The 12,869-nt window shown below is 31.9% G+C and carries 20 protein-coding genes and 2 pseudogenes; 15 read left to right on the forward strand and 7 right to left on the reverse strand.

Going from position 1 to position 12,869, the window contains the following annotated elements; all coding sequences use genetic code 11:
• Positions 1-69: 69 nt before the first annotated feature.
• From NST66_RS07515 to NST66_RS07525, 3 genes are all read right to left on the reverse strand, one after another.
• Entirely contained in the window at positions 70-249 is a 180-nt protein-coding gene (locus NST66_RS07515; protein WP_155008227.1) for a hypothetical protein, read from the reverse strand.
• Between the two features lie 424 nt (positions 250-673).
• Positions 674-883: a hypothetical protein gene (locus tag NST66_RS07520; RefSeq protein ID WP_340843232.1), complete on the reverse strand. Its 210-nt coding sequence runs from the start codon at positions 881-883 to the stop codon at positions 674-676.
• Positions 864-1,238 carry a hypothetical protein gene (locus tag NST66_RS07525; protein WP_340843233.1) on the reverse strand — a complete coding sequence of 125 codons (375 nt, stop codon included), beginning with the start codon at positions 1,236-1,238 and terminating at the stop codon, positions 864-866. Before NST66_RS07525 ends, NST66_RS07520 begins: the two co-directional genes overlap by 20 nt.
• 151 nt (positions 1,239-1,389) lie before the next feature.
• On the opposite strand from NST66_RS07525, the gene NST66_RS07530 reads away from it, so the two are divergent.
• The 4 genes and pseudogenes from NST66_RS07530 to NST66_RS07545 form a co-directional block, all read left to right on the forward strand.
• A complete protein-coding gene (locus NST66_RS07530) occupies positions 1,390-1,830 on the forward strand; it encodes a hypothetical protein (RefSeq protein ID WP_155008224.1) in 441 nt (146 codons plus the stop codon).
• 71 nt (positions 1,831-1,901) lie between these two features.
• Positions 1,902-2,165: a hypothetical protein gene (locus tag NST66_RS07535; protein ID WP_033578656.1), complete on the forward strand. Its 264-nt coding sequence runs from the start codon at positions 1,902-1,904 to the stop codon at positions 2,163-2,165.
• Between the two features lie 382 nt (positions 2,166-2,547).
• Positions 2,548-3,111, forward strand: coding sequence for an SMI1/KNR4 family protein (locus NST66_RS07540; RefSeq protein WP_033578658.1), 564 nt, complete (start codon positions 2,548-2,550; stop codon positions 3,109-3,111).
• Between the two features lie 278 nt (positions 3,112-3,389).
• A pseudogene (locus tag NST66_RS07545) lies at positions 3,390-3,812 on the forward strand (DUF7832 domain-containing protein); the annotation flags it as partial.
• Between the two features lie 648 nt (positions 3,813-4,460).
• Here NST66_RS07545 and NST66_RS07550 read toward each other — a convergent pair.
• Positions 4,461-5,132 carry a hypothetical protein gene (locus tag NST66_RS07550; RefSeq protein ID WP_033578659.1) on the reverse strand — a complete coding sequence of 224 codons (672 nt, stop codon included), beginning with the start codon at positions 5,130-5,132 and terminating at the stop codon, positions 4,461-4,463.
• A gap of 211 nt (positions 5,133-5,343) precedes the next feature.
• Between NST66_RS07550 and NST66_RS07555 the strand changes: the two genes are divergently transcribed.
• From NST66_RS07555 to NST66_RS07585, 7 genes are all read left to right on the forward strand, one after another.
• Positions 5,344-5,820, forward strand: coding sequence for a hypothetical protein (locus tag NST66_RS07555; protein ID WP_033578660.1), 477 nt, complete (start codon positions 5,344-5,346; stop codon positions 5,818-5,820).
• A 75-nt stretch (positions 5,821-5,895) separates the two neighbouring features.
• Positions 5,896-6,477, forward strand: coding sequence for a hypothetical protein (locus NST66_RS07560; protein WP_340843234.1), 582 nt, complete (start codon positions 5,896-5,898; stop codon positions 6,475-6,477).
• 60 nt (positions 6,478-6,537) lie between these two features.
• Positions 6,538-7,071, forward strand: a complete 534-nt coding sequence (locus NST66_RS07565) for a hypothetical protein (RefSeq protein ID WP_033578662.1) — start codon at positions 6,538-6,540, stop codon at positions 7,069-7,071.
• Between the two features lie 86 nt (positions 7,072-7,157).
• Entirely contained in the window at positions 7,158-7,562 is a 405-nt protein-coding gene (locus NST66_RS07570) for a hypothetical protein (protein ID WP_340843235.1), read from the forward strand.
• Positions 7,563-7,633: 71 nt separating this feature from the next.
• Positions 7,634-7,960: a DUF6678 family protein gene (locus tag NST66_RS07575; RefSeq protein ID WP_033578664.1), complete on the forward strand. Its 327-nt coding sequence runs from the start codon at positions 7,634-7,636 to the stop codon at positions 7,958-7,960.
• Positions 7,961-8,087: 127 nt separating this feature from the next.
• Entirely contained in the window at positions 8,088-8,696 is a 609-nt protein-coding gene (locus tag NST66_RS07580; protein ID WP_033578665.1) for a hypothetical protein, read from the forward strand.
• Positions 8,693-9,070, forward strand: a complete 378-nt coding sequence (locus NST66_RS07585) for a hypothetical protein (RefSeq protein ID WP_033578666.1) — start codon at positions 8,693-8,695, stop codon at positions 9,068-9,070. Before NST66_RS07580 ends, NST66_RS07585 begins: the two co-directional genes overlap by 4 nt.
• An 86-nt stretch (positions 9,071-9,156) precedes the next feature.
• On the opposite strand, the gene NST66_RS07590 is transcribed toward NST66_RS07585, so the two are convergent.
• The 3 genes from NST66_RS07590 to NST66_RS07600 all read right to left on the reverse strand — a co-directional run bounded on the left by NST66_RS07590 (position 9,157) and on the right by NST66_RS07600 (position 10,384).
• Positions 9,157-9,393 carry a hypothetical protein gene (locus NST66_RS07590; protein WP_033578667.1) on the reverse strand — a complete coding sequence of 79 codons (237 nt, stop codon included), beginning with the start codon at positions 9,391-9,393 and terminating at the stop codon, positions 9,157-9,159.
• A gap of 65 nt (positions 9,394-9,458) precedes the next feature.
• Positions 9,459-9,935 carry an immunity 26/phosphotriesterase HocA family protein gene (locus NST66_RS07595; protein ID WP_228123043.1) on the reverse strand — a complete coding sequence of 159 codons (477 nt, stop codon included), beginning with the start codon at positions 9,933-9,935 and terminating at the stop codon, positions 9,459-9,461.
• Positions 9,936-10,048: 113 nt separating this feature from the next.
• On the reverse strand, positions 10,049-10,384 hold the full coding sequence (locus NST66_RS07600; RefSeq protein ID WP_033578669.1) for a hypothetical protein: 336 nt from the start codon (positions 10,382-10,384) through the stop codon (positions 10,049-10,051).
• Positions 10,385-10,539: 155 nt separating this feature from the next.
• Here NST66_RS07600 and NST66_RS07605 point away from each other — a divergent pair, with 155 nt between their 5' ends.
• The 4 genes and pseudogenes from NST66_RS07605 to NST66_RS07620 form a co-directional block, all read left to right on the forward strand.
• Positions 10,540-11,454 (forward strand): DUF4240 domain-containing protein, encoded by a 915-nt coding sequence (locus NST66_RS07605; RefSeq protein WP_049164020.1) that lies wholly within the window; start codon positions 10,540-10,542, stop codon positions 11,452-11,454.
• A 98-nt stretch (positions 11,455-11,552) separates the two neighbouring features.
• Positions 11,553-12,035 carry a hypothetical protein gene (locus NST66_RS07610; protein WP_154991460.1) on the forward strand — a complete coding sequence of 161 codons (483 nt, stop codon included), beginning with the start codon at positions 11,553-11,555 and terminating at the stop codon, positions 12,033-12,035.
• A 39-nt stretch (positions 12,036-12,074) separates the two neighbouring features.
• Positions 12,075-12,413: an Imm8 family immunity protein gene (locus tag NST66_RS07615; protein ID WP_033578671.1), complete on the forward strand. Its 339-nt coding sequence runs from the start codon at positions 12,075-12,077 to the stop codon at positions 12,411-12,413.
• An 80-nt stretch (positions 12,414-12,493) separates the two neighbouring features.
• Positions 12,494-12,850 (forward strand): annotated as a pseudogene (locus NST66_RS07620) (barstar family protein); the annotation flags it as partial.
• Positions 12,851-12,869 lie beyond the last annotated feature (19 nt).

The raw sequence follows: 12,869 nt of genomic DNA on the forward strand, positions 1-12,869 counted from the left end.
AATCTCACCACCTAATTAAGGGATAATAGGAAACTTCATTTTCTTTATGATAATCTTACTAAGATTTCTCTACCATGTAAAACCTATAAAAAAGGACATGTGTTTAGTTAGATAAACTGTACAATCGTGTCTTTTTTCACTTTTATATGGTTGCACCAGACTTTCTAGCAAAACTTCTTCAGACATGCCTAAAAGAAAAATGCCTACCCTTTCTCCTTCTACAACAATTCCATCTAAATGGCTTTTCATTAAATAACTCCTTATTCAAAATCACTTTATAAAAGTCCAGCTTTTACACATGTACTATCCTGAACTAGATAGTATTTACAGAAAAAATGATTCGAAAATTATAAAACTAAGACCAAGACCTAAAAACCCTAAAAGTATAGAGGCCATATTAAGTAACCATCTATTATTAGATCTAACAAGCCAAGTTCCAACAACTGCTACAGTTAAGTATTTTGAAAATGTTTCATTAACATGTAAAACTTCAGGTAGGACATAAATGGATAAATAAAAAACAATAACTAATATCAAAGAGTTTCTAATTAAGATGAACAATATAAGTACACTCCATTAAATATTTTCAAATATAAGGTTTTATAACCAAGATTGAATTTGTACATTTGGTCATCCCAGTCGTGACCATGTATTTTACATAAGATTGATTGTATTATGTCAATAATTTCTCTCTTATGGGTTCTAACTTTCTAAATTTCTTATGATAAGATTGCCGTTGTAATAAACTTTCCACTAACTTAAGAGCATCCTCTTTTCGATTCGCTTTTACATAACTATCAATAACCTCAATGTATTGTTTATCATATGGAAATTTCTCTTCTTGAACTAGTTCAAAAGCTTTATCAAAAACAAAAAGTAGCATTGTTATAATCCTTCAAATAGAGGTATGTTCCTCCATTTCCAGCATGTAGACCCGCGCGCTCCGCATTGCTCAACCCTGAAAGCTTTAGACCTTCATTTCTAATCTCAAGTGCTTTCTCGTATTCTCTTTCCATTTCTGCAATAATAGCCGCATTATGAAAGTGCTTAAACTTTGTTCGCTTTTTCTTAGGACGAGTGATCTTAAAGATAATCAAAATGACAATTAAATCTCTTATTACTAAAGAGGCGTCATAAACGAGGTTCTCAAGGCTATATTTTGCTATAGTCCTATATACTAAATGAACCACATCATAAAAAAGAGAGAAATATAACATATAAAGAAGAAATTTTTTCAATTCGTTCCCGACTTTCTATTATTAAGTTTCTTTATTATACATGATGTATGATAAAATGAGTCGATAATATGACAAATAAAGAAATTTATGGAACTAAATCATTCTATTAAACTACTAATGTCACTAAAAGATTGAATGCGAGTAAATAAGCATGAATGACTATCCTAGAGCAGGCTTAAGATTAAGGAGTGAGCCTGGCGTAGACCCAGAAGTAAGAATAGTGTGCATTAACTTTTGCAAATGGTTAAGAACACAAATGGAGTTTCCTATCCGAGTTGTTATTTACCTAAAAAAGGATTATCAAATTAAGAACCGGACGACAAAGGAGTTGGTAACAGCCACTTTCTTTGCTCCCTACGAAAAAGATGTTGAACCATATATCCGTATTGCTACTGGGGATTATAAAGACTTGATTAGAGAAAGAGGAAAAATAGATGCATTGTATGCGATGTTAGAAAGCATTGCTCATGAACTTTGTCATTATCAACAGTGGTTGGAAGATAAGGAATTAGAGGAGGAAGAAGCTGAAGAGAAAGGGTGTCAACTAGTTGATGAATATGCCGAAAACATTGATTCAATTTTAGATTTCTAACCATCTTCAATAACATTTTATGAAGGCTTGAAGTACCTAGAATATACACTAATTAAAGGGGAGGAGATAGAATGAAACCAACTATTGTAGATGAACTCATAAAGAAGATTTCCTTACTCGATTCAAGCAAGGAATATGTTGAATTAGCAGTTGATTTAAACGATATTTACGAAAGTAGTAATAAACTTGATCGATTGATTACAGACACTCTTAGTTCTTCACTAGACCAAGAGAAGCTAATAGATCAATTAATTGAAATAGAGGTCGAACTTGATCATATTAATTGGCATTATAAAAGCTTTAAAAAGGAATTAAAACAATTACTCAACACGTAAAGCGAAAGAAGGTACAGGTTTTGAAAAAAGGTGCTATAAAATTCTTGTTATATTTTCTAGTCTTTTTTGGAGGTAATTTAATTATTAATATATTACTTAAATCTCAGGCTGATTTCCTAAAAGCATTCTCTACTGCTTATGGGGTCGCATTTGGCATAGTTGCTATCGAGATTTATACAAGAAGAAAATCCAAGGCCGTGTAATAGCCTTGGGTTTTCATTTCCGATAACTATTTTCACGTTAAATATAAGGTGTAATCGTGCAATATTTATTGTAGGAGCGTAGAGCTGATAGTGAAGCGCTAAGGTGAGTCTAAAAATAGCTAATAACAAAAGAGATACTTTCTGTCTGAGTATAAAGTTAAATTAAAGAAGGTGAAGTTTTGAAAAAAGAATTTTATTTGGGAGATAGTTTTTGGAGCGACGATAGCAAATATAAGCGTATAGATTATCCGATAAATGATGAAATCATAAAGAAAGCTGAAGTTATTTTAGGTATTAAGTTACCTAGTTCATTATTGGATTTACTGAAAATAAGAAATGGTGGGGGATTAAACTACCCACACTTTATGTTACCTGATGGCGATGCAGAAAGTATTCCTTATGGAGGAAGAGCAAATATTGATTCAATTGACCCTATACATTTTGAAAATGATGACATAAGTATCTTATCTTCCAAAGAACTATTAAAAGAAGTCAAACTCACCGGTGAATTTGTGGTTTTGTGGACGGATTTTCACTATTGGGTCGTGTTGGATTATCGTAATAGATCACAAGATCCTACTGTTATGTATATCGCAGAAAACTTCTCAGCTTCAACAAACGATACTATAGAATGGGAGTATATCAAAATAGCAGATACTTTCGATGATTTTCTAAAGCAGTTATTTCGTGTACCCCCACTAAATCCAAAGCAATTAAAAAGCAGTTATAGCCGCAAACAATGATTAAGCTAAACCAGTTTTTTAGAGACTACATTTTTTTGCTATAATCTTATTTTCATTGGTTTAATATATATTGTTTAACCTCTACAGTATATAATGCAGTATATCGTTTATTTTTAATGTAATTCATGGAGGGAATTTTGTATAAATTAAAGTGCATTCCATTTTTTGTGTTTATTATTTTGTTCCTGCAAGGCTGCGAAGACTCATTAAATAAAAAAAGTAGTCGTGAACAAGAAGAAACTACCTTAATAGAAGATATAGAGAAAGAGGAAGAGGCCATGATAACCGTCTATGATAAAGCTAAATGGCATTATGAAGGAGATTTTCCAAGTAACTTGAGTGAAAAGCAGGCATTCGTTCATACTGGAATGTATCTCGGTTGGATTATTGAAGAAAACCTATATAGCAAAGAATTTGAAGAAGAAGCTGCGCAGGAGATTATAAAGTTTAAACAAAAGAACATGACCGGAACTGAAATATATATGGAATGGGATGGCGTCTTTGCCAGCGATATGCTGAATGCGGAAGGAAGGGCCTTTACAAAAGATTACTTTGATTTCGATAAAGGTACTTATTTAGATGATTATGAAGCTATATTTCCTCATATAAAATCCCTTTATGAGGTAGAAGATACGTGGAATAATTATGAGGCTATTAATACAAAGATTAATGAGCGTTTTGATACTTGGAAGCATACAAAAGAAGAAAATAAAGGTGATAAGTTATTTACGGTTGATTCATATATTGGTTCATTAAAGAAAACACTTGAACAAAATGAAGATAAGTTAATTAACAATATCGAAAAAGTACATACTTTTCATTATTATAAGGACATTGACTTACTAGACTTTGAAATCTTCATTCAGCCATTTGATTTGTCTATTAGGATGTTTTCTATGGACAATGAAGCGAATGAAATTTTCTATGAAGGAAACAATCGTGCCATTTTTTCAGGTAGTTATGAGCTACTTGAAGAGTTTGAATACTATGAGCTAGCCGACGAGCATTCAGATGAGTTTTGGGATTTTTATGAACAAAATGAAGAAGAAATATCTGCTGCTGAGAAAGAATTGATTTCAAACTGGTTTATTTCTTGTTGGAATAAAGCTGGCGATAATAGAATAAAGCTGCCTGTTTATCTAGACTTTCATGATGATATAGAATCTTTTGATTTAAAGAAGAACAAATGGATCGATAGTGAAGACAAATGGTCTGACGAAAATGGTAACTAAATTCATTATCTATATTAAAAAATAGAAAGGTATATGTTCGTAAAATTATACATTTTAGTTACCATAATATTTTTATCATTAGAAGTAAAAAAAGCCCTTACGAGGGCTTTTTTTAGCTTACGTACCTTGTACCTCTGTTTTTAGGGTTAAACATTCCTTACAAAAATAAAAATAGATAATCATTTCTCCCAAGAAAAGGTCCACCACGGATACAAGATCTACTTCAAAATCATGAGTGATACTGGAAACATATTGCATGTCATGGTTACAGGTTGGACAGCTTATATCATTTGGATTTTCCACGTATAGAGGCGCTCCCAACACTCTACATATATACTCCCGACCAAATAAGTCAAATGCATCATAGTAGGCGTCTTCATTGACTGGTATATCTTCTCCTAACATATTAATAAGTTTGAATTTCGTATAAGGAAGAGGAACAGGTATTTTATCTTCTTCGTCTTGAATCCATTTTCCCTTATCATTTTGGCTTAAAACAGTAACATTTTTTGTTGTTGGATTTAATTGAAATAGTTGAGGCTCCCATACAGTAGAACAATTTAAGCATGATATTAAAGGTAATTCCTCAAGTTTAGAAGTTCTTAGTTCACTTAATCTATCATCCTTTAGATCAAAACATAAAATCTGATGTAAATCTTCGCCACATAACTGACATTTTGGTACATTCCATTCTTGTCCTCCGAAACGATGATTATAAACACCACTACCTTCAATAGCTCTAAATCCTTTATGACCCTTCCAATGCTGTCCATAGGGTTCATTTATCATTATAAGTCCTCACTTTTATATAATTGGTAACCTTATTATACCTCAACATAAGTTATGTTTAATAAGTTGTATGAGATATAGATTTTCACTTAAGTCGGGCAAGTGTGTACTCTAACGAGCGCTCACCTGCCCGACTATATTATAAATTTATACAACATTCACAACTTAGAATATATAATTAAGCTAATTATTGTATGAGGGAGTTACTATTATGAAGAAGTACAAGAAAATGTTAGTGGGGTTTAATAATAAAGATTTAAATTGTTATGCTAGCCGGGGAGATTGGCTCTATCTTGCAAATAAAAAAGATACAAAAAAGGGACTTTTTCGTTTACCAAATTATCTTTATTTCTTCGTTTCTTTAAATAGTAAGCGTATGCCTTCAGAATTTGGAGTTGTAAAGACAATTGAAGGATATATTACAGCAGAAGATCTTGCTAGGCTTGATTATGAAAACAGGAAAATAGATGTTTCACTCATAAATGAGGAAGTTTTAAAAGAATATGAAGAATTTCTCGAAAAGATAAATGCTAAACCAGAGCATACTCCTATAGGAGCCACATGGTTAGAAACGATATTACCTGAAAAGACGAGAAAATTAAGAGTACATAAAAAGTTTTTTACTGGCATGTCTAAAGAGGAGAAAAAATCTGTATTTGAATTTGATATTAAAGATATATCCGAATGAAACAAACGCTAAATTTTTATAGTCAGTATTTGTTCCATTAAAATAATTGATTTTTTGTTGAAAGGTGGAGCTTTTTTGGATCATTTTTTTGTTAACTTAATCCCAAATGGATACTACGATTATGAAGAAAATGAGGTACTTCCAGCACATGAGTTAATTCTCCGACCACTACTCTTCTGTGCCAAAGAGTGCTATGTGTATGGCCTCAAAAAAGATACAGAATTATTTCAACAGTGTAATGATATACTTTCTTTTACTCGTAACAAATACAAACTAGATTTAAAAAAGGAAGTCATCAAAGGATATGAACAACTTTGGAATGCAACAGGATGGCAGAGAGGTTCTATCTTAATCTTTCTAGAGCCAGAAAAGCTTAAGAAGCTAAATATTTTCACTTCCTGTTATGATCCTAGTATTTCGGAAAATCCTAATTCAGGAGAAAGTGCTGCAGCTATTAGATTTTGTAAAGATGTAGTTACGAAAGAAAAGCTAGTTGGTCTTTGCTTTTCGGCCTCTAACGGTATTGAATATATGAAGGTTTATGCGGAGAGCGATACATTAAAAGAATTATATGAATGTGCGTTAGTACAAGCACTGTCTTCAAGTTCAGATTCTATATATACACCCCAAAAAAAACGTAGAAAATTACCTAGATAGTAAGTATCGATCATTAGCTTTTAATTATTTAGACGGTACTTATGGAAAGGAAGAAACTTAATGAATATCTTTGATTGCTTAGATGAACTACAAGGAGAATTGTTTGAGAAATCATACGAAGAAATGGAAGCTAAGTATTATGAATTATGCTCTACTAACGTGGAAGGTAATGAAGCAGAACGGATTCATAATATAAATTTAGATACTTTTCAAACGCAAGTAAAGAGTAGCCTTCAAGAAGCTGTGCATATAGTAAATGCACAGTCTGCAAAAGCCATTTATTTTGAATATGATATGGATAGTGATTGGGAAAGTACATTTTTTATTTGTGATGGATATAGTAGTCTCTTTGAAGAAGATGATGACTGGGCCAGTGATTGGATAGACGAAATTGAAGGACCTAGTAACAAAGAGTTTGCTCAGATTTATCAAGAGAACGGTTTTGATGCTACGGAAAAAGAAAGGGTTATAACGCTATTTTTAATTGTAAGAACGCTTGTAGCTTTCGCGAAAGCTGTAAAAAACATCAAAGTTGATGTTCCTTTATGTATAGGATTTCATGATCAAGATCCAATCATGCGAATTAAAGAGTAGCTAGTGAGATATCCACCGTGGCAACACAAATAACTCATTATATATGGAACCTGTAGAAAAGTTATATTGAAGAGAGGATTATTAAAATGTTAAAAATAAAAAACTTTCATTTGCTAACTAGTCTTTCACCAGATTTTTCTTTTTTAGATATGAAATATATTATAGAAGTAAGGTACTTTACAGAGTATAGAAACAGTTTATTGTTTGATGAAGAGAACAAAACTAATTTACATATAGTCTTTCTTTTAAAAACTAAAGGTGCTCATACCTTTCATGAAGTTAGTATGAATTTTTATGGCGTAGGGAATTTCAAACTATATGCGAGTGGGGGAGCTTTACAGTTATCTATATTAGAGATAATAGATCTTCGTGATAGAAGTTGGGAAAATATTAGATTTCAAGTGCATGATGTAGAAAATCAAGATATCGATTTTTATTGTAACAGCATTGAAGTTTTAGGTGTTAAGGAATCACCAATTATTGATAATTAATAATTTAATATGTACCAAATAACTTTTCTGAGGATAATTATGCTTATGACAACTAAGGGAGTGGCTTTTTTATGAGGTTTTGTGAATATCAATCAGTAATGAATAATACCAAATGGGAAGAAATTAAAAATAAAATGAATGATTGTTCTATAAATGCATTTTGGAGAACACAAGATGTCAAAACTAAGTATATAAGTGATTGGGATGGAGATTGGTTTTATCATTTCAAAGGTAATTATAAAAACATTGAATGGTTAGAAATAAAGGTAGAAAATTTGGAAGAGAAGGGCCAAGTGATAAATGAACTTAGAACAATTAACGTACCAGGAGAAACGAAAGATAATGTTATAAAAGTTTATGGATACGTTCAAAATAACAATCCTATAGATTATTTATAATAGCTGATGGTTCTTATAATTCGTGTTATGGTAAATAAGTTTATATGGTATACATCATTGAAATAGATTGATATTCTTTAAATAATCGAACTCTTAACTAAGAGAATTTTTAAGTTTGGAGAATTTTATGGATAGTAGACAGCAGAAAATGAAAAGGTTATTAAAACAAAACCATGTACGAAACGAAAGAGAAAAGGTTATTGCTCTTTTTGGTAAATATTTTGACTATAAATTAAGAATTGAAGATTTTAAGAGTTGTAAAGAAACGAATGAACATAACAGATTGTTAGAGGAGCAAGTCTGTTATGAAGAGATATTTCAGCTGTACAATTCTCTCGATAGCAATGAAATTAATAAACACCTTCGCGGAGAATTATCAAGAAGCATTAGGTTATCTCATAAGCACCTTTTAATTTTCCATAAGCTTGTTGAAAAGACAGGTACAGTACATATAGACAAACAATATTTAAAAGAGACTTTAAATAAATTAGGGAACTCTATGTTTTTTTTGAAAGAACATAACGTTATTATTGGACATGGAATGAATAATATAACAGGAAATATTATGATAGATAAAGGTTTAAACAATACTTTATATAACAACATAACAGAATTTATGGGAAATAATTTTATGTATTCACACTTCTACATAGTTGCTCCTGATTTCAAATTTGGATTAAATATTTCTTATGAAGAATATTTCTATTCAGTTAGTTACTGGGGGGAGAACAAATGAAATACTTTGAACAAGCGAAAGAAATATGGACTAAATATGTCCCTAAAAATGGGCAATCAGACATTGTAGAGGGTGAACTAATTAGGGCAATTGAAAAACTAAGATGGGAAGCTCAAAGCAATGGGAATGGGAATTGGGATGAAGGTTTTGAAATGTTGGGTTTATATATTTTAGAAATATTAAATGACAACGACGTGTTTGAGCCAGATATATTATTAGAAATTCAATCTGATGTAAATATCCTACTTACTTCTGAGTATGAACCCTATTTAGAAGATGACTTATATGATCGGTTGGCAGATCATGTCATTGAATGGCATTTTGCTAAAAAAGGTCCTATTAAAAGGGCAATCAACCAGAACCTTTATAGATAACAGATTAAGACAGAGAAGAGATATTTGTGTCTCCTCTCTTTTTTACGTGTTCTCATAGTCCTGATTACGTCAACTAGATTGTATTTTTAATGTGAACCATTGAAATCTATTTTTTGATCAACTTCCACTAAGTTTGTTTCATAAAGCTTCTCGTCTTCACCATCCCCTACAACTGCAACTAATCGTAGATCTTTCCCAGGTTCACCGAGTATTATTGCCTTTGAGCCTATGGTTTCAGAATTACAGTCTGTATAAAGGTACTCAGAAAGTATTTCAAGAATATCGTCTTCATTATATTTAAAGTATTTTCTTTTACTATCCATCATTAACACCCATTCATCTATATATTTTCTATCTTGATAAAAGTCTATTTATCTTTTAGTAATATTTATTTCTTAACAAACATATCCTCGGCCCTAAATTTGATGACGCTGTAACCCCATGTAGAAAAAGTACTATACAGTTGTTGTTCTTCTCTTGTTATAGGTCGAATTTCTGTGTATCCTTTTTGCAACATACAATTATCTGCAAAGGCTTCTTGTGATTTAAAATAAGCTACCTCTAAATTGTCTAATTCTAAATCCCTATAACCAGAAATCATGCCATCTAAGGCTGTTTCTTGTATCATTTTAATATGTCCATCACCTTGTTTAAGTATGATTCGTCCTTTCAAATCCTCACTAGTAGGTGGTTCATCTCCTACCCAATCCATTAAACCAGCGATGAAGTTTTTTGTATATTCAGGACTAGTTTCTAATACTCTGCCACAAGCAAATCTTCCGTCACTTAAAGGAATGGGCCAAAATTGACCGGGCATGAGATATCTATTTGATTTTGGATAAAATGGATATGAAATTTTCTTCACTATTTGGATGTCCTCCTCGAATGATACTAAATGCTCTTTAGCATTTAGTTTAGCAGATGAATCTAATCATTCCTTTGTATAAGGATTGGCTATGTTAACTAACTTTTTATATCTTATTCATCTAAATAAATGTTGATCATTTCTACACCCTTTAATATATAGTTACAGCCTTCAGCCGTTTTTGAAGCTAAAAACTCATTAATTGGGTCACCATAGTATTGCCATTTATCAGAAATCGTCTCTAATAATTGAGTTAGTTCGTTGAGACTTAAATCCTTTTTCACGATTAAATTGAGTTCTACAACATATACATCATCGAATTTCCAGTAAGGCTCTAATCTTTCTACGTTAGCTTTAACTAATATTTGGTTTATCTTTTCTAAAAAAAATTTTAAATCTTTTTCAGCTTCAGTTTTATTTTTTGCTGTAACATATAAACGTACAAACAATATTAATACCTCCTATAAAAAGGTTTCTATATAGTTCTAGGACATTATTATATAAGGGATTACTAGGGTAACTAGCTCTGTCTATTATATACACTTTTAGCATTACTTGTTATTCTACTTATAACTAAACTTTTAACTGAAAGGAATTACATATAGTGAACTCAAAGAGAGCTGTGCAAGTAGGAGATATCTTTGCTACCCCATTACCGATGAATAAGTATGGTGCAGTTAAAGTAGTGAATATAATTGATCGCTCTTATCTTCTTGGCATTACAAGCTATATAGACAAACAAATACCTACAATTGACTCTGAAAAAATTCATCAAGCTTTGATTACCGAACTTATAATAGGTGATGCAAAGAAACCATTATATAAGTGGGTAGATGGAAGAATTCCTAAAGAGTTAATCTTTATTGGAAATACGTCCTTAACTACAGAGGAACAGGGAATCGAATCTAATATATACGGAGGAAATTGGTCAAAAGACTGTGCTCTATCAGTTTATTTTGAGTGGCGTAGACAAACTGATCCTGAAGGATTTGCACTCGAAATTCAAAAAGAAGATGAAGCTCTCGCTTTAAAAAACTCTATATCAAAACCAAAAAAAATGTTGGATGAGAAAAATTTTTGGAGGGTTATTTCTTTATTAGACTGGAGTAAGGAAGATGAAGAGGCGATTGTAGAGGCTGCTATCAAAGAACTTTCTACTTTCACTGCATGGAAAATAAGACATTTTGAAGAAACTCTCTCCTATAAGCTTTTCTTATTAGATACAGAAGAACATGCAAAAGAAATAGGAGAATATTGTTTTTCTCAACAAGATCAACATTTCTCACCTGACCTCTTCTTATATGCACGATGTGCAGTAGTCGCTCGTGGTAAAGAAGTTTTTGAAGATGTCTTATCTAATCCTTCAAAAATGCTCAAGGACACTGAATTTGAAACCTTACTGTCTCTTTCGTCGGAAGCTTATTATTTAAAAAAGGGGAAAGAATTCGAATATGACAGTGGCTGTAGTTATGAGACATTTTCAAATAGAAAAGGTTGGTCAGAAGGATTTTTACAGTAAAGTGGGCTTTTTAGCTCATTTTTTAATATCTAAAGAGATTTGCAGTACTTAATTTGTTCTAGGGTATACACCAAAACAATCGTAAAGGGGTAAGTACAATGAAAATAGAAGATAAAACATTTACCGAACGGATTCTGAAGCACTTACTTATAGGCAGTCAAATAGATGGCGTGAAGTTTGGGACCGATAATGCCATAACTTTATTGTATTTTACTAACTACACTAGAAAAGAAGACGGCGATTTTGTATTAAACATCGAGACAACTTGGACTGTATATTCTGAATTTAATGATACGTACCCATCATCAGAGAGTGATGTGCCATTTAATACAGAAGAGCAGCATTTTAAGCATATTTGGGACATGAGAAGAGAAAAGGTAGTGGATCTTGTATTAGGAACTTCATCTCCTCACCTTATTATCACGCTAGAATCAGGGAAAGTTTTATTTGTGAATGGTCACGATTCTAACTATGAATGTTGGCAATTAGGAGATCATTTTTCAGGAGGGAGTTGTGATTGGCTTTTAGTAGCAACCCCAGGCGATAATATCGCCATTTGGTGTCCTGATGATTTTGAATAAGTACTAGATTACTTGGTATAGAAGGGAGAATGATAGATATTGCTGACACTACATTTATATGATTTAACAATTATAGATGATGAATGGGGAGAGAATCATAACGATTTTTACGTCAAATTAGAAGCTGACATTGGAATAAAAGGACATAAAAGCCCAATAGAAGTATTTTCAATATATGTTACGAGCCCCTGTAGACTAAGTTCAATGCTAAAAGACCAAGAAATCGAAACAAGTAGAGGCTTATTTATTATGAATGATTTTAATATTAAGGCTGTAGAAGATCGACTTAAGAAATTACTCCTACATTGCAGCAGACCAAGTTGGGAAGAATGCTTACTTGCAGTTAGTCGATATGCTATTAGAGAGTGTGAAACGTAATAAAGTTTGGAATTCCTTTTACGAAGACTAAGGTTAAATTAACAGGATTATTTTACATATATGCTCAAGGGAGGCAGAGAATGAATTTAGATCAATTAATTAAGTTAGGGGCTCCCTATTTTCATATAGCTGTAGGAGATACAGCATTATTATTTAACTTACAGGTTCAAGCTAGGGAATTAAATAAGACAGAATTCAAAGTAATTAGGGGAAAAAAGTGTAGGAATATCACAGGTCTAATGGATGAATGGGCTGCTGCTCTCCAATTCCCAGATTATTTTGGAGAGAATTGGGCTGCTTTTGACGAGTGTTTAAATGATCTAGATTGGCTTCCTGCAGATAGATACATCTTATTCATTACGGACGCACATCTCATTTTAAAAAAGAAGAAGAAAAATTTTAAAATTTTAATCAATATTTTAAAAAACACTATTCAAGAATGGACTGAAGGTAGGT

It is taken from the genome of Priestia sp. FSL W8-0524, from assembly GCF_038005965.1.
GTDB lineage: Bacteria > Bacillota > Bacilli > Bacillales > Bacillaceae_H > Priestia > Priestia zanthoxyli.